This is a genomic window from Superficieibacter sp. 1612_C1 (genome assembly GCF_015234305.1).
In the GTDB taxonomy this organism is placed as follows: domain Bacteria; phylum Pseudomonadota; class Gammaproteobacteria; order Enterobacterales; family Enterobacteriaceae; genus Superficieibacter.
This window is the reverse complement of record NZ_JADGMI010000002.1, coordinates 404,116-428,164: the sequence shown is the minus strand read 5'-3', so window position 1 is coordinate 428,164 and position 24,049 is coordinate 404,116. Positions and strand designations below refer to the sequence as shown.

At 52.0% G+C, this 24,049-nt stretch carries 22 protein-coding genes; 3 read left to right on the top strand and 19 right to left on the bottom strand.

The window, feature by feature from the left end:
- Positions 1-35: 35 nt before the first annotated feature.
- The 10 genes from INT84_RS08260 to INT84_RS08215 form a co-directional block, all read right to left on the bottom strand.
- A complete protein-coding gene (locus INT84_RS08260) occupies positions 36-1,055 on the bottom strand; it encodes a fimbrial protein (protein ID WP_194206411.1) in 1,020 nt (339 codons plus the stop codon).
- Between the two features lie 17 nt (positions 1,056-1,072).
- On the bottom strand, positions 1,073-3,562 hold the full coding sequence (locus INT84_RS08255) for a fimbrial biogenesis outer membrane usher protein (RefSeq protein ID WP_194206410.1): 2,490 nt from the start codon (positions 3,560-3,562) through the stop codon (positions 1,073-1,075).
- Between the two features lie 12 nt (positions 3,563-3,574).
- Positions 3,575-4,258: a fimbria/pilus periplasmic chaperone gene (locus INT84_RS08250; RefSeq protein ID WP_194206409.1), complete on the bottom strand. Its 684-nt coding sequence runs from the start codon at positions 4,256-4,258 to the stop codon at positions 3,575-3,577.
- A gap of 57 nt (positions 4,259-4,315) precedes the next feature.
- Positions 4,316-4,843, bottom strand: coding sequence for a fimbrial protein YehD (yehD, locus tag INT84_RS08245; protein ID WP_194206408.1), 528 nt, complete (start codon positions 4,841-4,843; stop codon positions 4,316-4,318).
- Positions 4,844-5,124: 281 nt separating this feature from the next.
- Positions 5,125-5,409 (bottom strand): DUF2574 family protein, encoded by a 285-nt coding sequence (locus INT84_RS08240; RefSeq protein ID WP_194206407.1) that lies wholly within the window; start codon positions 5,407-5,409, stop codon positions 5,125-5,127.
- A gap of 139 nt (positions 5,410-5,548) precedes the next feature.
- Entirely contained in the window at positions 5,549-6,391 is an 843-nt protein-coding gene (locus tag INT84_RS08235) for a hypothetical protein (RefSeq protein WP_194206406.1), read from the bottom strand.
- Between the two features lie 10 nt (positions 6,392-6,401).
- Positions 6,402-7,436 (bottom strand): oxidoreductase, encoded by a 1,035-nt coding sequence (locus tag INT84_RS08230; RefSeq protein WP_194206405.1) that lies wholly within the window; start codon positions 7,434-7,436, stop codon positions 6,402-6,404.
- An 11-nt stretch (positions 7,437-7,447) separates the two neighbouring features.
- The gene (locus INT84_RS08225) at positions 7,448-9,133 is read right to left on the bottom strand and encodes a PTS transporter subunit EIIC (protein WP_194206404.1); all 1,686 of its coding nucleotides are present in this window, start codon (positions 9,131-9,133) and stop codon (positions 7,448-7,450) included.
- A 9-nt stretch (positions 9,134-9,142) separates the two neighbouring features.
- Positions 9,143-9,451, bottom strand: a complete 309-nt coding sequence (locus INT84_RS08220) for a PTS sugar transporter subunit IIB (protein WP_176919080.1) — start codon at positions 9,449-9,451, stop codon at positions 9,143-9,145.
- Positions 9,452-9,469: 18 nt separating this feature from the next.
- A complete protein-coding gene (locus INT84_RS08215) occupies positions 9,470-10,789 on the bottom strand; it encodes a PTS sugar transporter subunit IIC (protein WP_194206403.1) in 1,320 nt (439 codons plus the stop codon).
- 237 nt (positions 10,790-11,026) lie between these two features.
- Between INT84_RS08215 and INT84_RS08210 the strand changes: the two genes are divergently transcribed.
- Positions 11,027-11,737, top strand: a complete 711-nt coding sequence (locus INT84_RS08210) for a GntR family transcriptional regulator (RefSeq protein ID WP_194206402.1) — start codon at positions 11,027-11,029, stop codon at positions 11,735-11,737.
- Here the strand turns inward: INT84_RS08210 and INT84_RS08205 are convergent.
- Positions 11,706-12,632: a LysR family transcriptional regulator gene (locus INT84_RS08205; protein ID WP_194206401.1), complete on the bottom strand. Its 927-nt coding sequence runs from the start codon at positions 12,630-12,632 to the stop codon at positions 11,706-11,708. The genes INT84_RS08210 and INT84_RS08205 overlap by 32 nt on opposite strands.
- Before the next feature lie 111 nt (positions 12,633-12,743).
- Between INT84_RS08205 and INT84_RS08200 the strand changes: the two genes are divergently transcribed.
- On the top strand, positions 12,744-13,751 hold the full coding sequence (locus INT84_RS08200; protein WP_194206400.1) for a zinc-binding alcohol dehydrogenase family protein: 1,008 nt from the start codon (positions 12,744-12,746) through the stop codon (positions 13,749-13,751).
- A 41-nt stretch (positions 13,752-13,792) separates the two neighbouring features.
- Here INT84_RS08200 and wecA read toward each other — a convergent pair whose 3' ends face one another.
- The 8 genes from wecA to INT84_RS08160 all read right to left on the bottom strand — a co-directional run bounded on the left by wecA (position 13,793) and on the right by INT84_RS08160 (position 22,867).
- The gene (gene wecA, locus INT84_RS08195; RefSeq protein WP_194206399.1) at positions 13,793-14,803 is read right to left on the bottom strand and encodes a UDP-N-acetylglucosamine--undecaprenyl-phosphate N-acetylglucosaminephosphotransferase; all 1,011 of its coding nucleotides are present in this window, start codon (positions 14,801-14,803) and stop codon (positions 13,793-13,795) included.
- A 122-nt stretch (positions 14,804-14,925) separates the two neighbouring features.
- Positions 14,926-17,100 (bottom strand): tyrosine-protein kinase, encoded by a 2,175-nt coding sequence (etk, locus tag INT84_RS08190; RefSeq protein WP_194206398.1) that lies wholly within the window; start codon positions 17,098-17,100, stop codon positions 14,926-14,928.
- Between the two features lie 19 nt (positions 17,101-17,119).
- Positions 17,120-17,566, bottom strand: coding sequence for a protein tyrosine phosphatase (locus INT84_RS08185; protein WP_194206397.1), 447 nt, complete (start codon positions 17,564-17,566; stop codon positions 17,120-17,122).
- A complete protein-coding gene (locus INT84_RS08180) occupies positions 17,554-18,693 on the bottom strand; it encodes a polysaccharide export protein (RefSeq protein WP_194206396.1) in 1,140 nt (379 codons plus the stop codon). Before INT84_RS08180 ends, INT84_RS08185 begins: the two co-directional genes overlap by 13 nt.
- Before the next feature lie 197 nt (positions 18,694-18,890).
- Positions 18,891-20,984, bottom strand: a complete 2,094-nt coding sequence (locus INT84_RS08175; RefSeq protein ID WP_194206395.1) for a YjbH domain-containing protein — start codon at positions 20,982-20,984, stop codon at positions 18,891-18,893.
- Entirely contained in the window at positions 20,984-21,727 is a 744-nt protein-coding gene (locus INT84_RS08170; RefSeq protein WP_194206394.1) for a capsule biosynthesis GfcC D2 domain-containing protein, read from the bottom strand. Before INT84_RS08170 ends, INT84_RS08175 begins: the two co-directional genes overlap by 1 nt.
- Positions 21,724-22,371 (bottom strand): YjbF family lipoprotein, encoded by a 648-nt coding sequence (locus INT84_RS08165; RefSeq protein ID WP_370529642.1) that lies wholly within the window; start codon positions 22,369-22,371, stop codon positions 21,724-21,726. The genes INT84_RS08170 and INT84_RS08165 overlap by 4 nt, the downstream gene beginning before the upstream one ends.
- Positions 22,372-22,618: 247 nt before the next feature.
- Entirely contained in the window at positions 22,619-22,867 is a 249-nt protein-coding gene (locus INT84_RS08160) for a hypothetical protein (RefSeq protein ID WP_049841205.1), read from the bottom strand.
- Between the two features lie 841 nt (positions 22,868-23,708).
- Between INT84_RS08160 and INT84_RS08155 the strand changes: the two genes are divergently transcribed.
- Positions 23,709-24,041 (top strand): RcnB family protein, encoded by a 333-nt coding sequence (locus tag INT84_RS08155; protein ID WP_194206393.1) that lies wholly within the window; start codon positions 23,709-23,711, stop codon positions 24,039-24,041.
- Positions 24,042-24,049 lie beyond the last annotated feature (8 nt).

Genomic DNA, 24,049 nt, shown 5'->3' with positions numbered 1-24,049 from the left:
CCGGGTGGACACGGTTCACCCGGTTTTACGCTGATTTAATCATATTTCACATGAATTAATGCCGTCGCCTTCAGCCCACCGGGTTTCACTTTGTTTCGGTCATAAACATAATAGCTGGAGGTCAACGGAATAGTGACCTGCGCATTGCTAATGGCACCCGCCTTATTAATACTCCACAAATTATCCGCGCTGGCAGAGCTACCTTCTACCGCAGAAATATTGACGATTTTATTATTATGCTCCAGCACAAAGCCCACCCCATTATTCGCATCGCCTTTTAATATTGAACTGCTTCCGCTGGCTAAATCGCTGCTGGAGAGATAAACCGCCATTTTTCGCGAGGTTTGTTTACTGGTGCCAAACAGGTTGTCGCATTGCAGTTCAATATTCCCTGTCGTGCTTCTGGCCGTGGCTTTCCCCGAGGCGGGAAGTTCTGAAAGCGCGATTCCCGGCAGCGTCATGGTTAAATCCTTTGCCTTACAGGTCGTTTTCTTCGGGTTATAGTGGATGGTAAGGTTTTCTATGTAGGTATCGCCTTTAAGGTTTTTGGTTATATAATCGACGCAGTTAGCCCAGCCGATACCTTTACAAACCGCTAATACTAAATCAATGAAAAAGTTAGAGTTCCCCCCGGTATTCGCCGCCATTACGCCGGGTACGGTGATAGATGCCGCGCCAGTGCCCGACGGATCGTAAGAATCATGGGCAATTTTAACGGTATAATTAATGGCTTTTTCGGTCATCTGCGTAGTCCCCACTTTCTCAGACGCTTTGGGTACCGTGACGGTAACTTTCAGGATTTCTCCATTGCCGAATGGACCAATTTGTTTGCTGGTCGCCAGCGACATATAGGAAATAACGTCACTATCTGAGCTGCACTTTATGCCGGAAAAGGTGGCTGGCACACTCTGCGTCTCCTGCCCGGTGACCGGGAACATTTCATTCAGGGTGATGGTGCCGGTATGATCCAGCGCAGCACTGGTTAGCTGACAGCTGCCCCAGGAATAGCCCATGCAGCACCACAGCCCGAGTGCCAGAATAATTTTTCTTTTCATTAGGTTATCCTCAATTCCTACTGGCAGATATACACGTGGCTTTCATCAATCTTATTGTCGAAAGTGATGGCGCATTTATTTTGCTGTGGTTGTCCTGTCGCCACGTAAATGACCGGCGGCACGTCATTGGTGCGAATAAAAAGCTGGCTTCCCTGACCCACGACGCCGATGTTGTGACCGTGTTCATCTTCCACCTCGTAACCAAAGGCCAGCGGAGAACCATCCCTGCGTAGCGCTCTGATAAACCACGGCTTGCGTCGGTCGGTGGCAAATTGCACCTGCATGACCGCCCCACGGTAAGGGGCCACCACTTTGCGGTTGCCGCGTAATTCCGTCTCACTTTCGCTCTGCGAGGTATCGAGCATTAAAGGGTTTTCCCGATACGGCGTCAGGTTGTCATAAACCACCGTGCCTTTTTTATCGGTCGTGCGGTATTTTTGCCCGTTGACCCACGCCCCTTCCAGACCCGGAGCCTGCATCACCGCAAAGGTCTCCGAGAGTTGGTTAGCCAGGTTCACGCCGCCAGACCAGGCCACTACGCCGCCCGAGAGACTGGCCCCGCTTTGCGTGTATTCGGACGACTGACTGTAACTGCCGTTGAGCGTCGCGAAAGGTGTATTCCACGTCAGGTTAGCCCCGGCGGTGGTTTCGCTGCGTTGCCGCTGATGGCTGACGTTGACGCCATAATTAAACTGATCGCGCTGTCCCAGCGTTCCGGTCAGCCCGGTGTTGTTCGAGGCAAAACCCTTATCATCAAACAGCGTCGAGTTTGATAAATTCACATGGCGGCGCGGCGTGGTAATACCGTCTCCCCAGTCGAACGGAATCGAGAAAAAGAGGTTAAACCGTTTATCTTCACGCTGATCGTCGTCATAGGTCTGACTCGCCGAAACGGTATAGCCGATCTGCCGCCAGCGGTTAGAATAGCTCAACTGGTAATCCTTACTGCTGCCGCTACGTCCCCAGTAGTCGCGCCACAGGCTGCTGAGGGCCAGCGATCCCCAGCCCTCCGGCAATGACTGACTCACGTTGGCGGAAAAGCTGTTTTTACGCCCGAAGTCGTTCTGGTAGTAATCGCCGATATCATAAATATCGTTCTCATCCCGCTCGTATTCACGTTTGTTATTCGCCCAGACATGATCGTTAAAGGTGCGATAATCCCGTGACGAGTAGCGATACGCCGCCAGACCAAAACGGGTGGCGGTTTGCGTCAGATATTTGTTATAGGCAATTTGATAACTTTGGCCGTCAAAAACATCGCCATTATCCTGCTTACTATGGGATCGCGTTGCATCGACGGAAATGGCCCCAAGACGGGTATTCCAGCCGGTGCCCAGGGTAAACGCGTAATAATCATCAGATAACATCGTGCCGCCATAAAGCGTCAGCACGTTATTTACACCATACTGGTAGCTGAGCTGAGCGAAATCAGCCTGATTACTGGCACCTTCAATCGCACTGCGACCAGCGACTACATCATATTTTGCTACGCCGGGCTGTAACATATTCGGCACCGCCGCAAACGGCACCAGATAACGGGTGACTGATCCATCGGCTTCCTTAACGGTAACATCCAGATCCGCGCCGCCGCCCGCCAGTTGCAGATCGGCGATGGAAAAAGGTCCCGGCGGCACTTCTTTCTGATAAACGATAAAATTATTCTGCTCAATGGTCACCAGCGCGTTACTGCGGGCTATCCCCTGCACCAGCGGGGTAAAATTTTGCTTTGACTCAGGCAACATTTGCATATCGCGATAGATCCGCACCCCGCGAAAACGTACCGCGTCAAAAATATCCGCAGACGTATACATCTCCCCGGCGCGTAGCGTCGCCAGCATGGAGCCGATGCCGCGCTCCAGATAAAGCGTGTTGCTTTTCCATTCTCCGCGACTGTCGTCGGCTTTGTTATAACTGGCGTCAGAATGAAGCTGCCAGCCCAGCAGATTTACGCCGCTGCTAAAGCGTGCATAGGTACTTTTATTATTGCCCGCATGTTTATAATCACTGAAATACTGGCTGAGGTAGTACGACGAATAAAAGGCGTTGATCCCGCGATCCCAGTTTTCAGGCAATACGTAGCCCGCTTCAACTTCATTGACAAATGCCTGCGGCACCGCTAAATCCAGACGGAAAGTGCCGATGTCGAAAGAGTAGCTTCCGCCTCTTACCACGGTTTTTAATGCCAGACAGTCGGCAGGCTTTTTTTGCTCCAGCCCCTGCGTGCTAATCCCGAGCTTGCTCAGCATGGCATAAGGGATACAGGTATTATCCGGCTCCTCGTCGACAGCTATAGCATATTTGCCACGCCACTGCTTGTTGACATAAATGTCTAACTCATAGTCGCCAGGCATAGGTTTTTTATCATCAATGTGGAAATTTGACAGTTTCTGGTCTTTCATGCCGCCCATCATAAAATGGGTATCGAAAGTTTCTTCTGCTACTACACTGTCCGGGTAAGTCAGCAGCAGTACTATTATCGCTGAAGCACGAGGCAGCGTCCGTGGCATATTCAGCTCCTGTTATTTTACAGTGACTTTATCGCTAATATAATTACCGAAATCATCAATGATCGTGATGTCATAATACCGGGCATGTGCATTTTTTAGCGTCACCGCCTGGCTGGATAACGGGGCCAGCATAATACTTTGGTTATTTATTTTTATGCCGCTGGCATGAACATCCGAAACGGTGATCCAGTTAGCGCTGTCATTTTTTATAGTAGCGCTATTGCCGTTTCTTGATACGTCAATTTTACGCAGTGATTCTTTATTGACCGGCGCAATGTTAGCCGGCCGCCAGATAAACTTTAGCCGATTCTGCATGGCAAATTTAAGAACGTTTTTATCCGCATTCTCTGGATTGTTTGGCGGGATATCCAGGATGTTGAGAAAAAATAACGTTTCCCGATCCGCCGGTAACGTGTTGGCCATTTTTTTGATTTTAAGCTGCTGACCGGACGCTCCGGCGACCCGCGAAACGGGTGGCGTCAGCATAAAGGGAACCTGGATCTTTTCCGGTGGCAGTGAGGTATCACCATCGTCAATCCACGCCTGTACCAGCGAAGTTTGTTTCCCCTCGTTCATCAGTTGCACGGTAATTTCTTTTTTCTCTGCCGGATAAATAACGCGAGTGCCGTAAATCACAATGCCAGCCTGAGTGGGCAGGATCATGGCAGAGAATAATAATATCGCTAATCTTTTCATAGAATGAGGCCTTGCGCAGAGAAATAACCGGCGGCGGCCGCCGCCGGTAAAGCGAAATTAATCAGTAACGACCGTCATGGTTAATGTTGACTTAACATCACCAGGCACAACGGTGCCTTCTGCACGCGCATAACGGGCGAGGAAGTTAAGGGTATATTCGCCTTTTTCGTCCGGTTGTAGTTTTACGCCTTTCTGTGGATCAACTTGTGTTTTAGTATCACCATAATAAACAGCAAAACCGACGCCTTTTGCAGAACCGTTATTTAACGTAACGTCTTTACTATCAAATTGAGTGGTAGAGAAACTAATGGTGGGTGCTTGTCCACTAGCGCATTTCACTTTTAGCGGAACGGGAGTATTCGCCTCTAAGCCGGTATAAATCTCGCCTGGATTCAACGTTTGCAGTTTATCGGCACCAATTTCGTTCAGGTTAATTTCAGCTTCACTTCCTCCGACAAATGCACAGGTTGTGCCTACCACTTTCCCCGTAATTTCAAGGATACCTGCATCTTCATTAGCAGCATATGCTCCGGCGCTCATCAGAACAGAAGACAGTACGGATACAGCAATGAATGAATGTTTCATAGTCACTTCCTTTTTAATAATTAAGTTTCAGTTTCGTAAGATATGTTAATCCTTGAAACAAATTTCTCACATTAAGGAAGTTGCTACAATGTAAACACTATGTTTTATTGATTTAAAGCAATTTACACAATGCATTATAATTTTAACAAATAAGATACCCTAATGTGTATTTGCGTGGTGAATTAATTTTCGGGGAAAATAACGACAAAGATCTGCTTAATGAATTATTAATGCCGATATTATTCATGAAAATAATATCGGCATCGGGAATTAGCGGAAAATTATTCGTAGCGGTTTAAAATAATGTGCCGGGTGGCATCGCCAGGCAGAGAAACAATCTCGGTCATTACTCCCCGGGCAGACGAAACGGGAGTACCGGTAAGCGTTGTCAGTTGGGTTGAATTGCCGCAGCGCTGCTGCAAATGATTGTTGCTGACTTCTGAACGACAGGTTGGCGTGCTGACGCGCCCGTTGATGCTCAATATTGCCGTGTCAGAGGCAACGGCGGGTAACGCGCTAAACCCCCAGGCGAAAGCCAGCGTTCCCATCAGCAAACACGTTTTCATGGTGGTCATCACTCCTCATTGCTAAACAGAGCAAGCTGTCTGTAGTAAAAATTATGGGTGATGATTGCGGGAAAAGCTATACGCTTCAATGGCGATAGCATTAAAGGTAGCGCCTGCGCTGAGGCGCTACTGCTGAACATTACCGGGCCAGTGACGCGGCCATCCTTACCCACGTGTGCCTGCGCCCTCGCACCGCCATCGACAGGGTATAAACCGCCTGCGGATCGGCCATCCCCGCGACGCCAGCATCGCCAAAGTTAAACAGATCCGCCCCGCAGCGTTTGCTGGCAAGGCCAATCTGACGGATGGTCTCCTCATCCGCCCCCTCCTGGCTGCTGCTGATCGTGGTGATGGCTACCCCACCCGCCTGACGAATCGCTGAAAGCGCTGCCTCAACGCGAGCCTCAGACGCGCCGCGACAGCTTGCCGGTGCAGGAACCACCGCGCCGTCGGCCCCTGCCGTGATATAGCTGGCATATTCTTCCGCCGGGGCCAGTCCTGCCGCGTAAAACTTAGCGACGAGGATCATTTTATCCGTCTGCGCCCGGATCTGTTTTAACGCGTCGCAAACGCGTTGCGCGGTGACGCCTGGCTTGTCATATGCCGTCAGACAAAAGAAATCGGCGCTGGCAACCTGAGCAACGTTCGCCAGATTGCAGGCGCGCGGATTATCTTCCGCCTCATCCGCCAGCACTTCCAGACTGACGCCCACCATCCGGCCAGTCAGTTGCTTAAAATGCTGAAGGTCGCGGCAGCCCTGAACAGCCTGGGTGCGGCAATCCATACCTTTCACCAGCAGCAGGTCCGCGCCAAACGCGCACAGCAGCTCGCCATTGGTGACTTCGCCGTACAATGGCGCAGCACCGGCGGCCACCTCCGCCATGATCGTTCGCCCTTCTGAGGCGATAATCGCCTGCCTCAACTCTCCGCTGCTGGCGGGCTTGTTAAAGTCGCTGGTGCGACAGTTTAAAATACGCTGCATATTCTTCTCCTTAAGAAAGCGTCACCAGCGAAGGCGATGGCTGGCGGAAGGCCGTTTCGAGGATCTCCAGATTGGTCAGCGCCTCAACTTCGCTGACATAATTCGCGGCACCGTTGATGAGCGTCTCATACAGCGCATCGTAGACGCGGCCATAATCGCCTTTTACCGGCGGCAAATGTTCAGTATGCGTCTCGCCGTGTTCATCGACATATTCCAGCAGCGCGCACTGGTTGTCGGCCGCGAAATCAGGGTGATCCGGCATAATGCCCGCCTTCAGGCTGGTCTCCTGCTGGTCGATTTGATAGCGCACGAAGCTGCCTTTGGTGCCGTGAACAAGGAATTTCGGGTATGGCACTTTGACCAGATGGCTGGTTTTGATAATGGCTTTTACGTCGCCGTAGAACAGCTGCGCTTCGAAGGTATCGTCCGGGTTGGCCTTCTGGCGCAGGTGACGCAGATGATAAGCCACCTGTTGCGGACGTCCAAATAGCGACAGGATCTGATCCAGCGTATGCACGCCGAGACCGTAAAACGCGCCGTCGAACGCGCCGCCCGGCTGAAGATCGGCCTCGGGGCGGAAGTAGTCGAAGTGGCTTTCAACCTCGACAATATCGCCGAGCTTGCCGCTGTCGATGGCCTGTTTCATGGTCAAAAAGCAGCTGTCAAAACGGCGGTTCTGGAAGGGCGACACCAGTAAGCCTTTTTCTTTCGCCAGCGCAAACAGCGTCTTCGCTTCGTCGAGGGTGGTAGTGAATGGCTTTTCGACCAGCACGTTTTTGCCATGCTCCAGGCACAGCTTCGCATAGTGAAAATGGCTGTCCGGACGGGTGCAGATGGTCACCAGGGTGATTTGCGGATCGTTAAGGATCTCATCTACCTTATCGGCAAAGGCGATGCCCTCATACTCCGGCAGGCTCTCGCGCTGCGGATTGCGCACCACGTCAAAGATGCGTTTGACGGTGAATTTCTCTTTCCGGGTTAAGACGTAAGGCAGATGGTAACGGGTGGCGCTTTTGCCAAAGCCAATGAATGCACTATAAATCACGGTCGTTCTCCTTAACTGTTTAAATACGGCAATGCGGCAAGCACTGCGGCTTTTCCGTCCAGCTTGCTGAAATAGCCCGCGTCCAGCGGTTGCACCGGGCAGCGGTGGTTAATTTCTTCACAAATGCTTTCGCGCATATAGCCTAACTGCGGCCCCAACAGGATGAGGTCGGCTTTTTGGTACTCTTCCTGAAGGCGACCCACGTTGATGGCATAAATGGTGAGCGGATAGCCCGCCGATTGCGCGAACTGGCTCATTTTTCTCGCCATGATAGAGGTGGACATGCCTTCATTGCACATCAGGATAATGGTTTTCGCCTGCTGCGTTTTGGGATCGGGTGCGGCAGTCTCAGGGCTTGCTGCCTCTGCTATCTCATTGACCAGCTTCTGATTTTTTGCGCTAATCAGCGATTTTTCATAGGCGGCGAGGAACGGCAGGTAAATCGCCACGCCCAGCGCCAGCAGGATGATTTGCAGGATAACGTTGCGGAAATCGCCGCCGGAACCCAGCCAGCCGGAGAGCAGCGGCGGTACCGACCACGGTACGTAGGCGACAATTTTCGACACCATTCCCCACTGGGTCGCAAAGTACGCGATGATAAAATTAATCTGCGGATAGATGACGAACGGGATCATGATCAGCGGGTTATACAACACCGGAAAACCAAAAATCACCGGCTCGTTAATGTTAAAGATCCCCGGTGCCAGCACCGTTCTGGCAAATTTCTTATGGCTCGACATTTTGCTGCGCAGGAACAGCGCAATCAGCAGCGCCAGCGTGGTGCCCGTTCCGCCCATATGCCCATAGAGATCGCGAAACGGCAGGACGATAATATGCGGCGGCACCTCCCCCTTCGCAAAGGCGGCCATGTTCTCCTGCATCGCCACCAGCAACGGCGGTTCGAGGATCGGGTTGATAATGCCGGAGGGATGGATACCCAGTGAAAACAGCAGATTGGTTAAGGTGGTCAGGGTCAGAAAACCGGGCAGATTGGTCGTTAAATGGACCAGCGGTGCCTGAATCGCTTTCTGAATGATCTCGTGCATCTCCATATGGAAAATAGCGTGCACCGCCACTGCCACTATCGCAAAGGCCAGCACGGTAAGCATAATGGAGAACATCGACTGAAACGACTGCGCCACCATCGGCGGGACTTCATCGCCGAGGCGAATTTGCAGCCGTTTGCTGTTGGAGATCCACAGAAAAAGATCGGTTGCCACCACCGCCGTCAGGATCGCCACAAATACCCCGCCCGCGTTGGTCAGGCCAAAAGAGATAACCCCGCTGACCTCCACCGCCGTTTCGCTGCCAACGGGGGTGAGCGAAAGGTTATTGGGCATCAGCACCAGGAACGCCGCCAGCGATACCATCGCCGGTATCACCGGGGTGGCGAATTTACGTTTCGTGGCGATACTCCAGGAAATCAATACCACCAGCATCAACGACAAAATGTTCATCGTGCCGTTGAGGATCCGATCGCCGACGCTTTTCAATGAGATAAGCGTGTCGCTGTTCAACGCCGAGGCAAGAAAACCGTTCGGATCGAGGAAAACATAGTTCACCATGATGAACAAACCGGCCAGCACCAGGAATGGCACGGTGATGATAAAGCTGTCACGCAGACTTCGCAGATGGACTTCCGAGGCCATTTTCTGCGAAATATCGGTGATTTTTTGCAGTAGCGTTCCGCTGCCCATAACCTGTCCTTATTTCTCGTTGATCAATGCCAGCGCCTGTTCAACCACCGCCTGCGCATTAATGCGGCCAAAATCGATCGGGCTAATCACCGAGACGGGCAGCGTATCCTGCACGCGTTTACAGATAGACTCCTTCAAATAGCCGATCTGCGGCCCCAGCAGGACAATATTCGCTTCACGGTACTGCCCTTCCAGCGCCGATTCGGGTATCGCCCAGGCGTGGATATCCAGCCCCTGCTGTTGCGCATAGTCATTCATCTTGTTGCATAAGAAGCCGGTAGACATTCCTTCGTTGCAAATAAGCAGTATTTTTTTCATTTTTTCTGTCCTTAATGATTATTTTGAGGCCGCCGTTTCCTGCATTGTCAGCATCTTTTCATACAGCATCAGGAAAGGCATATAGAGCAGAACCCCCAGCACCAGTAAAATAAGCTGCAAAATGACATTGCGGTAATCGCCGCCGCTGGCCAGATAGCCGGAAATGAGCGGCGGTACGGACCAGGGAATATAGACCACGATTTTCGATACCCATCCCAGCGCGGTGGCATAATAGGCGATGACGTAAAGTATTGAGGGAATAAAGGTAAAAGGGATCATCAGTATCGGGTTGAAAATAATCGGGAAGCCAAAGATGACCGGTTCGTTAATATTAAAGATCGTCGTTGGGATAACCGTGCGCGAGAAGGAACGCAGCTCCTGACGCTTGCTCCTGAGAAATACCGCGATGACCAGGCACAATGTCATCCCGGTGCCGCCCATGCGTCCGTATAAATCACAGAACGGACGCACGATGATATTCGGAATTTCTTTACCGGCTGCCCACGCGTCCATATTCTGCTGGGTCGCCACCATAATCGGCGCTTCCATAATTGCGCCGGTGATGCCGCCGGGATTGATACCCATAGAAAAGACGAAGTTATTAATGATGTCGATCAGGATATAGGCCGGCAGGTTCGTCGCCAGTCCCAGCAGCGGTGCCTGGATCATTTTATTGATGATCTCATGCAGCTCCATGCCGAAAAAAGCGACAATCAGGCAGGAGGCGAGCGCAAACAGCAACACGGTGATCATCACGGCAAACAGCGTGTTAAAGGACTGAATAACCGCCGGCGGCACATTGCCTTCAAGGCGAATTTGCAGATGTTTGTTTTTACAGATCCGGGTAAAAATCTCCGTCGCCAGGCCGCCGCACAGCAGGGAAACGAAGGTGCCGCTGGTTCCCAGCAGCGCATAGGGCGCAGCGCCTTTGATCATCACCTCCGCATCCGCGCCTTCTGGCGTGAAACCGTTCAGTACGGGCATCAGCACAAAAAGGCAGCTCACGGTGACCAGCGCGGCCATCAGCGGGTTGGCAAACTGCCGGTTTCGCGCGAGGTTGTAGCTAAAAATAATGCCAATAAGCATCCCGAGGATATTCATGGTGCCGTTAACCACTTTATTGCCCATCTCCTGCCAGGCCGCCAGCGTGGCATCGGCAATAAAGCCGGAAAGAATTCCGCCCGGATTTATAATAACATTATTAACCAATATCATCATTCCCGCTAACACCAGGAAGGGAATAAGCATAATAAATGCATCACGCATGGTGCGGAGATGAATTTGCGACGCCATCCACTGCGCCATCGCGAGGGTTTTCTTTAAAAATAGCTCTTTCATTATTTTTCCTCGATGGGTCCGATTTAAATATTCACACCAAGAATTATTTAATGCAATCAATAAGTCATATTTATAATTAAACAGCGCTATCACCGACGGTGAGTAGAATGAAACGGCGGCACCCATAAAATCAAGGTTTTTATTTTAAAAGTAGTCTACTTTTAAAATAAATGAGATCTGGATAATGTTTTGCCCGGCAGGATATAATCGTGCCGTTGACGATAAAGGAGAGTCGTTTTGCGTAGATATATTCAGATATCAAATATAATAAAAGACAGAATTCAGAATGGTGAATATATTGCGGGCGAGAAGATCCCCTACGGACATCAGCTTTGCGACGAGTTCGCCTGTAGTAAAATCACCCTGAATAACGCACTGGATATTCTGGTCAATGAAGGGTTTATTACCCGGCAGCGCGGGCTGGGGACCATCGTCAAAACGGCCTCCCCTCAACAGGCGTCGCACACCTTACCTATTCAGGGTGTCAGCCGTCGGCTGGGGGCGCAGGGAGAGGAGGTGCATAGCCACCTGCTGCATTTTGATATCGCCGTCCCGCCTGCGGAAATCGCTTCGCCGCTGGCGATGGCGGAAGGGCATTACGCCTGGCATTTCAGGCGGGTGCGCTATGTGGGCCAGGAGCCGTTATCCATTGAAGAGACGTGGATACCGGTCAAGATCCTACCGGAATTTACCCGCCAGGATGCGCTGGGATCGGTATATCAATTTGTTGAACAATCGCTGAAGAAGATCCCCTGTAGCTCCCACACGCAGTTTTACTCGCTGCCCAGCGATGAAGAAGCGCGGGAATGGCTTAAGCTCCAGGCCAATGAACCGGTGAGCGTGACGCTTTCGGTAACCTATCTGAACGACGGCCAACCGTTTGAATACTGCACCAGCCGCTATCACTACCAGCGCTTTAATTACAACGCGATTGTGCAGCGAAGCTAGCCTGTACACTTGCGCATCGCGCTTTCACCGCGTCATACAGCAGGCGGACGGCGGGTGAAAGCTGCTGGCGGTGCGGACAAATCATATTCAGCGGCACGCTCTCGCCCTGATACTGCGTCAAAATCGGCTGCAAGCGCCCCGCATTCACATCGTCACTGACATCCAGCCAGGATTTATAGGCAATTCCCTCGCCCGCTATCGCCAGGCGACGGATGACTTCAGCGTCATCGCTCATAATAGCGCCAGAGACATTTACCTCATGAATTTCTCCATCTTTCATTAACGTCCAGCGATCGTGTAATTTGCCGCGCAGCATAAAGGTGAGCGCATTATGCCGCGCCAGTTCGGACAGCGAACGCGGTTCTCCATGCTGACGTAGCCATTCCGGCGAAGCCACCAGCACGCGGCGGTTGTCGGGCGCAACCGGCAACGCGATATAGGTGGCGTCGCCATTAGCGCCGTAGCGAAACGCGATATCGACCGGATCCTTAAACACATCGGTAATCTGGTCGGAGAAAAGCAGACGCAGGCGCAACGCGGGGTGCCGCTGGCGAAAATCGCGAAATACGGAAAGCAGGAGATGACGCCCCAGGTCCGACGGCACCGCGATTTGCAGCGTGCCGCGCACGTCGTCATCGGGCGTCTGAATTTTTTGCAGCCCGGCATGCATCGTCTCCAGCATCTGCGTGGCGTAAGGCAGCCAGCTCTCCCCTTCCACCGTCAGCCGCAGGCTGCGCGTTGAACGCGCAAAGAGGCGGATAGTTAACGCTTTTTCCAGCCGTTTGATGGCTGAACTGACCTGCGCCGGAGGCAGTCCCGCCTCGCGTGCCGCCTCACTAAAGCTGTTCAGCGCTGCGGCGCGCACAAACAGAGTCAAATCTTCCAGCCTGAACATTTTCGCTCCCGGAATATAAGTGCTGTTGTCGGTGAACCGTTTTTCCCGTCCCAACCGGGAACTATTATTGATTCATCAACCCAATAACTGTTTATCATTCCAGGAGCCATTATGAAAGCTATCGTCATTAACCGGGCTGCGCAGAACGGCAGCAATATTGATTTTTTACAGGACATTGAGCTACCCAAGCCGGTGGCACAGGGTCACGATTTGCTGGTGGAGGTGAAAGCGATTTCGGTGAATCCGGTAGACACCAAGGTCCGCGCCGGTTTTAACGCTGACCAGCCGCGGGTGCTGGGCTGGGACGCAACGGGCGTGGTGGTGGCAAAAGGCGATAAGGTGACGCTGTTCAACGAGGGAGATGAGGTGTGGTATGCGGGGGCGTTAACGCGACCGGGGAGCAACAGTGAATGGCAACTGGTGGATGAGCGCATCGTGGCGCATAAGCCGAAGCGTATTGATAACGCGGCGGCAGCGGCCCTGCCGTTAACGGCGATCACCGCATGGGAGCTGTTATTTCACCGCCTGGGAGTTAAAGACGGTGGCGGTGAAGGCGAGAGTTTACTGATTGTTGGCGCGGCGGGCGGAGTAGGTTCGATCCTGACGCAGCTGGCACGAAAATTAACCCGCCTGACGGTGATCGGCACCGCCTCGCGTCCGGCCAGCCAGCAGTGGGTGACGGAGGCTGGCGCGCATCATGTGATCGACCACAACCAGCCCTTCAGCGCGCAGCTTGAGGGCATCGGCATTAAAGAGGTGAATTACGTCGCCAGTCTGACCCATACCGATGAGCACTATCAGGCCATCGTTGAAGCGTTGGCACCGCAGGGTAAACTGGCGCTGATTGACGATCCGCAAAGCCTGGACGCTCTGCCGCTTAAAAAGAAAAGTATTTCACTGCACTGGGAGTTTATGTTTACCCGCTCCATGTTTGAGACCCACGATATGATTGAGCAACATCATCTGCTCACCCGCGTCGCGTCGTTAATTGACGATGGCACGCTGGTCAGCACGCTGGGCGAGAACTACGGGAAGATTAACGCGGAGAATCTACGCAAAGCCCATCGGCTTCTGGAGACCGGGCGTTCGGTCGGGAAGATTGTGCTGGAAGGATTCTGAGAAGGGATGGCGCGACGGAGCGATCCGTCGCGCGCATAAGCTTAACGGTGGAACACTTTCATGGAGAAACGAACCCACGCGGCAAAGCACAGCAGAAACAGCGTCAGGCTTACCCACTCGGCGATTTGCAGGCGATCAAAAACAATGCCAATCGACGCACATATCACCGCAGCGGCAAAGAGGATCACCAGCGTCCGGCGGCTGCTGTAACCGCACTTCATGATGATATGGTGGATATGACCACGGTCCGGACGGAACGGGCTGTTACCGTTCAGAATGCGCCGCAGGGACACGGCTGACATGTCCGCCAGCGGTAACGCAATCAGCCACAGCGCGGTGACGGGCGCAATGATCGCGTCCTCGTTTTGCGTGGCGACCACCAGCAGCCAGATGGCGGCAAAGCCGATCACCGTGCTGCCCGCATCGCCCATAAATACCTTGAGTTTTTTGCCACCGAACAGACCGAGATTAGCCAGCAGGTAAGGCATAATGGCCAGTACCAGCGCCAGACACCAGTGCCATGCGCCAATATTGCCATGCAGATAAAACAGAATGCCCAGTGCGCCAAAAGTGACACACGACACTGCGCCGAGTAATCCATCAATGCCGTCAATCATGTTAAAAGCATTAATCGATGCCCAAATAGCAATCAGGGTAATCAGATATCCCACCATGCCGAGCGTGACGACATAACCCGGAATAACTTCTCCCAGCGAGGCCAGCCATAATCCCGATCTCATCATCAGGACGGCGGCAATCGCCTGCGCAATCACGCGCGGCAACACCGGAAGGTTAAAGCGATCGTCGAGTACGCCGACAATTAACAGCATTGAAATACAGAACCAGAACACCTGCTGGTGGGGTAGCCACTGCGGGTTTAAATATTGCAGGGCGCTCATCGCGACCCATACTGAAATACCGCCTACAAGGGGAATGTGTCCTTCATGAACTTTACGCGCATCCGGCTTATCGACCAGGCCGAATACGGGTGCGGTGAATCCTGCAACCGCCAGGCCACCAATAGCACTGATCAGGATCATCACGAAATCCATATAACTCTCCAGAATTTTCCGTGCACATAGACAGACCGCCAGGGTTGAAACTGGCGGCGGATTTTTTGATTTATGGCGAAACGAGATGCCCCGGCAGAGGATGCCGGGGAGTACTGCGAGGATTATTTCTTATCGGTATAGCTATAGCCGTAATGGTTGTATCCGTAGCCATAGTAGCTACTGGCGCGTTTGATGACGCCGTTGAGGATCGCGCCCTTGACGTTTACGCCCGCCTGCTCAAGTCGCTGCACGCAGACCGTCATCTCTTTCACGCTGTTGACTTCGAAACGTGCGACCACCAGACAGGTGCCGACAGAGCGACCGATAACGGCAGCATCGGTCACCGCCAGAATCGGCGGCGTATCGATGACCACCATATCGTAATGTTCGCTTGCCCAGGCCAGCAGCTCACGGAAACGATCGTGCATCAGCAGTTCAGCCGGATTTGGCGGCACCTGACCACGGGTCAGAACATCAAATCCACCTTTGCTGAAGTTCTGGATAGCCGCTTCAACCGTTGATTTACCGGATAATACGGTAGACAGGCCATCATTGTTGCTGAAATTAAACAGATCGTGCGCATAGCCGCGACGCATGTCCGCATCGATATAAAGCACTCTCTGCCCCGCCTGCGCCACGATAGCCGCCAGCGTACTACTGACGAAGGTTTTACCGCTGTCCGGCGTAGCCCCGGAGATCATCAGCACATTGTTGGTCGATTCCATCATCGCAAAGTGCAGGCTGGTACGCAGACCACGAATGGCTTCTACCGACAGGTCAATCGGGTTATCGACCGCGAGGAACGGAATATTCTTCGTCTTATGCTGGGTGCGGGAAGAGAAAATGTTTTTCGTTCTGAGCCGCGTTTTCTGTGCCAGCCAGTCGGACATCGGGATGGTCGCATAGACGTTGATGCCCTGCTCTTCTAACTGCTCAGGCGAATCAATACCCTTACGCAGCAGCATGCGCGCCAGCACCAGACCGATGGAGACAAACAGTCCCATCAGTAAGCCCAGGGCAACCACCAGCGCTTTTTTCGGCTTGATCGGCAGCGGTTGGGTCACCGCCGGATCGATGATGCGCACGTTACCGATAGCGCTCGACTGGGCGATGCTCAGCTCCTGCTGACGGTTTAACAACTGGAGATAGACCGCACGTCCTGATTCCACATCGCGGCTCAGACGCAGGATCTCCTGCTGGGTGCCCGGCATGGATGACACGCGTTTATTCAGACGCGCTTTTTCCTGCTCCAGCGTTTCACGTTTCTCCATCAGCGCCCGGTAGGTCGGGTGATCCTTTTTATACAGCTGGGAGATTTCCGCTTCGCGGAAGGTCAGCTCGTTGAGCTGGTTATCCGCATTCACAATCTGTTCAAGAACCGATTTTGCTTCCAGGTTCAGGTCGACGGAGTCGCTCTGCTTGCGATAAGCGTTAAGTTTATCTTCCGCCCGATCGAGGTCGCTACGCACCTGAGGCAGTTGCTTTTGCAAAAACTCCAGGCTCTTGGAATCCTGCGCCGCCTGGCGGGCAATGTTCTGTTGCAGGTAGTTGTCAGAGATACTGTTCAGAATGCGGGCGATGAGTTGCGGATCTTCTCCGGTGACGGTCAGACCCAGCATGCCGCTGTCTTTAATTTTCTCACTCACAGTAAACTGGTTAAGTAAATTATTGATTGCTTCCAGTTCAGTTACCTGACGTAAGTTAAAACGAGTGCCTGGTTCAGCCGCGATATCGGCAACCTTCAGCGTAAAACCATTTTTATCAATCAGTTTTCCAATTTGACCTTCAGCATCGAAGTTCTCTCCTTCAATACGGAAATGCCCCTTCTCGCCAACGGTAAGAGTGAAAACCTGTTGCGCCATGTCTTTTGGCACAGAGAACCATGAAAGCGCGATTTTACCCGGTTGTTCTCCGGTCAGACGAGCCAGTCCGCGGCCAAAAACCGGAAAATAATCCTGTTCTACAACATTGCGCAAGCTCAAATCATCAATGGTTTTGCCCAAAATCATACGTGACTGAAGCAGCTGAATTTCGGGTGCAGAGTCCGGAGAAGTATTCGGTATCATTTGGCTTAAGCTACTGAGAATAGCGTTGCCCTGCTTCTGTTCAACCTGAATCAACGAATCCGCCTGATACACCGGCGTAGAAAACAGCGCATAAATCACGGCGATAATCGTAAAAAACGCGGTGACGAAAAAGATAAGTTTTTTATGGTCGATCAGATCGCCCAGAAGACGCCCTAAATCCAGCTCGTTGTTCGCGGTTTCAGCAGGAGCAGTTGTGACTTTTGTCGACATAACGAATATTTATCCCGTTTTATTTTCCGAGCCTGACAGCCCATTCTTTACTGGCCTGCTCAAGCAGTCCGTAAACGTGTTCAAAGGCCTCATGGCTTTTGCGGTAGGGGTCAGGAATTTCCTTTTTACCCGCCCATTGACCAAAGAGCATGGTTTTACCTCTTACCTCCGGCGCGATGGCTGTTACCTGCTCGATATGGGCAGGTTCCATGACCAGGATAAGATCGTAATCGCGCGCCATGGCTGGGGTAAGCTTGCGTGCGATATGCCCGTCCAGTGAGACGCCGTGCGCCGCAGCCACTTCCATTGCTGTGGCATCGGCAGGCTGACCGCTAAGGCCAAAGGTGCCTGCTGAATCGACTTTCATCTCAGGAAGCGTATGCCGCAACAGCCGTTCCCCGGTAGGGGAACGGCAAATATTTCCGGTACAAATCACCAGGATAGAGCTAAACATTAATTTGGCCATCTTTCGATATAACGAGCGGTTTCCGTCAGGTCATGAACACCGGTGATGGTTGGTACCAGTTGTGAAATCACACGGTTCCAGCGCACCAGCGGCGCGGTTGTTACATAAACAATATCGTAAGGCTCAAGCTGGAATTCAGTTCCCAGAACCATCGCCGACGCATCCTGAGCGTTCAACTGAAAGACATTGGCAATTTTGCCATTCTGCTTGCCTTTCAGCGAGCGGATAACAAAGATCCCGGTCGCGTCGGACATATCCTGCTTCATGCCTTCCGCATTGCCCAGAGCTTCGGCCAGGGTCATGCCGCTGCGATCCATTTTGAGCGTGCTTTGTTTACCCACTTCACCCATCACAAAGACTTTCAGATCGTCATTGCGCGGGATAAACAGGATGTCACCCGGATAGAGTAGTTTATTCTGCGTTAAATCGCCGCGCTGCATCAGCGCCCAGAGCGAAATTTTGGTGTCGTGACCGTCATGCGTCAGTACTACGTTACGCCAGTCGGCATCCGGGGTCAGACCGCCTGCGGCGTTGATAGCGTCCATAACGGTCAGCGGAATGTTGGTGATCGGCTGCTGGCCCGATTTCGCTACTTCACCCGTCACATAGGCTTTCTGCGAGCGAAAAGATGCAATAGTGACTGCAACCTGAGGACTTTCGATAACAGAATCAAGCCGGGCGGTGATTTCATCACGTACCTGGCCAAGCGTCTTGCCTGCCACTAATAATTTACCCACATAAGGGTAAAAGATCGTGCCGTCAGAGTTTACCCAGTTGCCGGTATCGCTAGCGCTGCGATATTGCCCTGCTGGAGTCGTCAGTTCAGGGTGATCCCACACGGTGACCATCAATACATCACCAACACCGATGCGATACTGATAGCTCTTCAACTGCTCATCAAGGAAAGGATTGGCTTTTGACATGACGGTTACCGGACGCACCTGGTCGATCAAACCTGGCGTGATAGGGTAAACATTGACCATATTGTTCACGTCATAATCGCTGTCAGGAAGATCGATAACATCCTTTCCACTGGTGCTTAGACCCTGCCCCGGGATGATGGTACAGCCTGCTAACGCCCCGACAGCCAATGCCACGAGAGAAACCCTAAGAATACTCTTTTTCATTATATAAAATCATCTGTGGTTCAAATGGTTTAGTGTCAATCCGATTGCATTTCCGGCAATCTTATTAACGCGCGCTATCAATATTGTTTTTATCACGTCGTGAGAAGAGATAAAAACAGAATGTCGGCCCTAAAATGAACGTTGTTCTCAAAGGTGAGGTTTTTTCATCTCTGGTGGGCATTTCTTAACCATGCGGCTTAATAGCCGATGGGAACATCGCGATCCGTCGTCATGTTATAAAGTTGATATTTCCGTCCAAGCATCTGTCCACCGTCACGCGTCAGCGGCGTCCAGCTTATTGATGCGCGGCTGCGGGTTGGCGTTACGGTCATTAGATCCAACGGCACGGAGACATAGAACCCTTTACTGAACCCGCCTTCACCGTAGTCATCTTTCGACACGTTAGTGACTGCCGCCCAAGCCCCGACCGTGACGCCACTGTCGAAGCGTTTCGAGATATCGAGGGTGCCGCCTTTATCTTTCGCCAGATACTGGCCGAGGCTGAGTTTAAACAATACGTCATCAAATACCGGCGGTGTCCAGTAGCCAGTCAAATGACCGGTTGGCGCTTTGTAATCGATAAAGCGCATCATATTGTTCCAGTCACGCTGCTTGACGTAGTTGCCGTCAATGCCCACCGCCCAGTTGCTGTCCAGCGGACGATAGAGCACTTCTGCACCGGCACCACCGTACATGGTTTCCAGATAGCCGCCGTACACCTGGCCGTAGAAACCGTTACCCAAATAGCGCACATAGTTGCTTTGCAGGTTGTTGACGTAGACGTCATTTTCAACGTAATCGCGGATGTGGGTACGTACCGGCGGTAGATTTGAATCGCGGGGAGAATCTGTTGTTTTGAACTTATCATAGTTGTTATAGACGTTGGCAAAGACGCCGCCGTCCACCAACCAGTGATCGGTCAGCCAGTAGTTAGCACTGCCCATCACGCCAATCTGGAACATATAGAAGTTTTCCGGCCCGCCGAGAGACTGGCTGAGCACCGGCGAAATGGAGTAGCCGAAGCGGTCCGGACGGATGCGATAACCGCGTCCCAGCGCATCGGTATCAACCGGATTAATACGGCGCTGTTGCAGCGTCTCTTCATGCCCCAGCGGGTAACCTTCAAGCTGTTTACGCAGGCTGGCAACGCTGGTTTCGGTGGTGACCTGCGGCAGATGCTGCGATTTCTGGGTCACGCTGATAGTATCGACGCCCGCCGGTAAGTTATTCATCAGAATACGGTTCGCACGGTCGACGCCTTCACGGGTATCGCGATAGCGGTACTGCACGCCAGTCATATACAGCGTATTCCCGCGCTGGAGAATTTCTGGCTCGTCAAAACCAGCGTTGTATTTCAGCTGGGTTAACGCGCTCGCCGCGGTGGTGTATTGCAGGTTACTGGTCGGCGGCGCGGGCTGATAAGCCGGTTTTGGATTATCCCGCTGCGACGGTTTCAGATCGTTGAAATTGGTGCGCAGGGTAAAGCCAAACATCAGGGTATTGCCACGCTCATAGCTGAGATTGACATCTGCCCAGTCCGCGGCGCGATAAATCGCCCCTACGTTAAAGTGGCTGCGCTGGTCAAGCTTACCGGCAAAATCATCCTGATAATCGTTGCCATCATATTCCAGCTTCAGGCGCAGCGGCGTCCACGGCGTCTGATACTCTACCCCGCCAAAAATCGCTGCGGGTCCACGAAAGAGATCGGTAAAACTGATATCGCCCGCATCATGGGATTCTGCACGGGTGCAATATTTGTCGCTGGCACGGCAAAAAGGGTTAGAAATATTGCCGCTGTTACCGTTGTAACCCCAGCCGATGCCTAGTGAAAAATCAAACGGTCCCGCCATCTTACTGGCAACCAGATATTCGCCGTCAAATAAGCCGGTTCCTGAGATATCACGTTTACCAAATGACGTCTCAGGCAACCAAAAACCTTCTTCCCACAAGCGCACTTTAAAATCGAAGGATTTGTCTTTATAGGTTTGATCGCCGCTGAAGTCTTCATTCTGGCTGTACTTACGGGTACGTACGTCGGTATAGCGTATGGTGCCTTCCAGCCAGGGGAAAAGCGCGATCGACGTTGAGTAGAAGCGGTATTGATCGTTATCGCGGTAGTTGACGCTGAATTCGCCTTCTTTGGCAATACGTGCATTCGGAGTCTGCATCAGCCCGGTGCCGCCAAAATCAGACTGCGATGGCCCAATCGGGTCCGGATACGTCAGCACATTGGCATGACAGGCGCTGGATACGGCGATGGCCAGCAGGCTGACCAGATATTTTTTATTCATCAGTCAGGTATCCGGTGTGTCAGAACAGAGACAATTTGTTGATTTATTTTTTCGAATTCTCCAGGCGTAGCCCATGAGGAGAATCCCACCCAGATAATACTGCCCGGCTCAGGTTCAACGTGACGATGATTCCAGTACGCGACCGGCGCTTGCTGAACGCTGCCATCCGGGTGGATCACCACCGCGATATTGCGATCCGCGCCGGTCAGCCGTTCGCGTCCCGCCAGATAATCGCGCACGCTTCGCCCCACCTGCCAGCTGATTTTGCCGGTGCCTTCAATCGCGCCTAATAGCGTCACCGTGGTCGGACGCGCGGGAAGCCAGAGCGAATAACGCCCTTCAAGGCGAGGATTGTTTTCATCGCGGGTGCGCACCCGATCCGGGTCGAGGGGAACAAATTGACGCCCAGTCACCTTAATGGCCTGAAGCTGCTGAATGACGGTGCGAATGCTGGCAGCCTGGTCCACGCTTTCCGTCGCGGCCCAGGCATTAAGCTGTTGTAGCGTCTGCTGATACTGCTGCTGAATCACTGCCGTGGCCTGCGGTTCAGAAATCACCGCGCCCTGCCACCAAATCCCGGCAGGCAGGTTAGACACAGTGACGACCTGTGACAGCCTCTGTGCATGTTCAATGGTCAGCGTTTTACCAGAAGTGAGCGCGTGAACCGTGACCTGGCTATCTGCCCAGACAGGGCAACTGAGAGCCAGGATCCCAGCGCTGGTGAGTAATGTTTTTATTTTCATAGCGTCGCTGGTTTCAGGATAGTGAAGTCGACAGGAAGCACCCCTGCCCCTAACATCTGGCGGCCCTGACGAACCTGCCCGCTAACCGCGTCCACCCAGAAGGTGTTTTGCCAGTCGCGCGAAGGTGAATCCGTGTGGGCGGTTTCATGCCATACCAGACAGCGAACCCGTTTACCGGCAATGGTCAGGACGTCTTCACCGCCAGAGGTAAAGCGGGAGACCACGGTCGCAGAACGGTAGCGCTGATCCTCTGTCCAGCTAATAGTTCTGGTCCAGGTGGCTCCGTTTCTGAGCTGTCGGGCGTTGAGGAGGGGATCTTGCGGCTGATTACTGACATCAAGAAGGTTATCGGGCAGGTTAACGGTTTTCACTAACCGACCGCTTTTCGTCACCAGCATCGCTTTATCTTGCGTCAGCCATTTACGCTGGCCGTTCTCAAGATAACCCAGTACCACAAAAATGCGCTGACCATCGTTAATGCGCAGATACATGGTGTTATAAGGCAGAGATTCAATTTGCTGGTTAGAAACGGTAACGTCCTTCGCGCCGAAGAAGGTCGAATCCAGGGTATCAACAATGCTTTGCTGGCTGTGGGTGCAGCCCTGCATCAGCAGACAGGCCAGGATGAAGAGGAGTATGCGCACCAGAGGATCCCTTTCACAATGTGTTAATACAAAAAATAACCCCGGAGGAGCGGTTATTTGCACGCACTTATTCGCCAGAAGACCCCAAAAGAGGGTTTCCAGCCTTATACATAATTAGCAATAAAAATAGTTTTATGTGGGTATTATTTACTTTTTTAAGACGCCCGGCAAATCATATCTGCCGGGCATCTTATATACCATCCCACACTGTCAATTAACTGTACAGAAATTCAGTTAATTCTCAAGCTTAACGCGTTGTGGTGGTGGTAGTCAGGTTAACGCCAGAGCCGGAGCTGTCGTCATCGCTTGCCGCAACGGCAACTAACGCTACCAGACCTGCTACAGCAGTTGCAGTGACGATAGTGGTGGTGCCGATTGCGCCTGCTGCAGCGCCGCCGGACGTTGTTTCAGTCCCGGTGGCCGGAGCAGCAAACGTAGCCGGGCTAACGCCCGCCAGCGCCAACGCTGCGAGAACCGCACACATTGTCTTTTTCATTCACGTTCCTCATCATTCAACGAATGTAAAATTGATAGCCTGAAATCCAGGCAATATTAGCATACCATAACCTTCAGCTTTTGGGCTGAATAGCGGGCAGGCTACCGCCGTGGCTTAAAGCTACCACCCTGCACTAACTTCCTTTCTACCAGATCGGAAATCAGAAACCGGCAATTCACTATTTAATACCTTACAAGACATTCGTGAATGCCTTAACTCATTGAATTTATTTCAGTTATCTTAAAACCATATTAAATCAAAGCTTAATTCATTTGACTAAGCTCATCCCTAATACGCAGGCGAAAAAGATGACAGATCGCATGCATCTTTATAATTAGATAACTGAGTTTTTATTCAATGAAATGGTAGGATAAGTCTTAGTGACATGAAAAACAACAACCAGAAACGATGTTTCGACAAATCTAACAAATTAGGATGAGGTGACACACATCAACCGCGTTAATATACCGTTCAATTTTAAGGCAATCCTTTGTAAACCCTACTAAATCTGGCAGGTGAGTGGTTAAATGAAAATGTTTCAGGACTGCTCAGAACGTTGAGTACGCCGAATTTAAGCTATTAAGATTGCGCGTAGAACAAATATATTTTTTTGCAAGCTTATCGATATTATTTCGTTAATGCGCAAATTATGACAAATAGCGAAACGGATCTTAAGGCAATTACAATATCCGGGGAAATCGGCCATTCAGACGAGGCCGAAAAGCTGACAAGATGCAGAGTAATCAGGCACATTAGGTGCGCCTCTGGTATCTTAGTTAAGGTATAACCAGACGCGTAGTTGCGCTTCGGCCACGGCCTGTAATGTTGATATGGAGAAAGAATGAAACGAGTTAAACTACTGTTATTGGGCGTTGCATTAGGCGTGGCAACCTGTGTGAGCGCTGCCCCGCAAACGGCGGTGAAGGCACAGGGCACACAATCCTATGAGCTGAAAGAATTTTTTGCCGATTTTACCCATTTTACGATCGGTGACACGGTGCCCGAAATTTACCGTACCGAAGAATACAACATCAAGCAGTGGAAGCAGCGTAACCTGCCCGCGCCGGATGCCGGAAGTCACTGGACCTATATGGGCGGTAACTACGTGCTCATTACCGATACCGAAGGCAAGATATTGAAAGTCTATGACGGTGAAATTTTCTATCACCGTTAAGTTGTGAT

Bases quoted from the DNA above. Each gene is read 5' to 3' on its own strand.
- INT84_RS08180 (WP_194206396.1), bottom strand. From the start codon at position 18,693: ATGAAAAAGAGTATTCTTAGGGTTTCTCTCGTGGCATTGGCTGTCGGG.
- INT84_RS08155 (WP_194206393.1), top strand. From the start codon at position 23,709: ATGAAACGAGTTAAACTACTGTTATTGGGCGTTGCATTAGGCGTGGCA.
- wecA (WP_194206399.1), bottom strand. From the start codon at position 14,803: ATGGATTTCGTGATGATCCTGATCAGTGCTATTGGTGGCCTGGCGGTT.
- INT84_RS08160 (WP_049841205.1), bottom strand. From the start codon at position 22,867: ATGAAAAAGACAATGTGTGCGGTTCTCGCAGCGTTGGCGCTGGCGGGC.
- INT84_RS08225 (WP_194206404.1), bottom strand. From the start codon at position 9,133: ATGGGCAGCGGAACGCTACTGCAAAAAATCACCGATATTTCGCAGAAA.
- INT84_RS08200 (WP_194206400.1), top strand. From the start codon at position 12,744: ATGAAAGCTATCGTCATTAACCGGGCTGCGCAGAACGGCAGCAATATT.
- INT84_RS08235 (WP_194206406.1), bottom strand. From the start codon at position 6,391: ATGCAGCGTATTTTAAACTGTCGCACCAGCGACTTTAACAAGCCCGCC.
- INT84_RS08215 (WP_194206403.1), bottom strand. From the start codon at position 10,789: ATGAAAGAGCTATTTTTAAAGAAAACCCTCGCGATGGCGCAGTGGATG.
- INT84_RS08240 (WP_194206407.1), bottom strand. From the start codon at position 5,409: ATGAAAACGTGTTTGCTGATGGGAACGCTGGCTTTCGCCTGGGGGTTT.
- INT84_RS08175 (WP_194206395.1), bottom strand. From the start codon at position 20,984: ATGAATAAAAAATATCTGGTCAGCCTGCTGGCCATCGCCGTATCCAGC.
- INT84_RS08260 (WP_194206411.1), bottom strand. From the start codon at position 1,055: ATGAAAAGAAAAATTATTCTGGCACTCGGGCTGTGGTGCTGCATGGGC.
- INT84_RS08220 (WP_176919080.1), bottom strand. From the start codon at position 9,451: ATGAAAAAAATACTGCTTATTTGCAACGAAGGAATGTCTACCGGCTTC.
- yehD (WP_194206408.1), bottom strand. From the start codon at position 4,843: ATGAAACATTCATTCATTGCTGTATCCGTACTGTCTTCTGTTCTGATG.
- INT84_RS08170 (WP_194206394.1), bottom strand. From the start codon at position 21,727: ATGAAAATAAAAACATTACTCACCAGCGCTGGGATCCTGGCTCTCAGT.
- INT84_RS08250 (WP_194206409.1), bottom strand. From the start codon at position 4,258: ATGAAAAGATTAGCGATATTATTATTCTCTGCCATGATCCTGCCCACT.
- etk (WP_194206398.1), bottom strand. From the start codon at position 17,100: ATGTCGACAAAAGTCACAACTGCTCCTGCTGAAACCGCGAACAACGAG.
- INT84_RS08185 (WP_194206397.1), bottom strand. From the start codon at position 17,566: ATGGCCAAATTAATGTTTAGCTCTATCCTGGTGATTTGTACCGGAAAT.
- INT84_RS08205 (WP_194206401.1), bottom strand. From the start codon at position 12,632: ATGTTCAGGCTGGAAGATTTGACTCTGTTTGTGCGCGCCGCAGCGCTG.
- INT84_RS08255 (WP_194206410.1), bottom strand. From the start codon at position 3,562: ATGCCACGGACGCTGCCTCGTGCTTCAGCGATAATAGTACTGCTGCTG.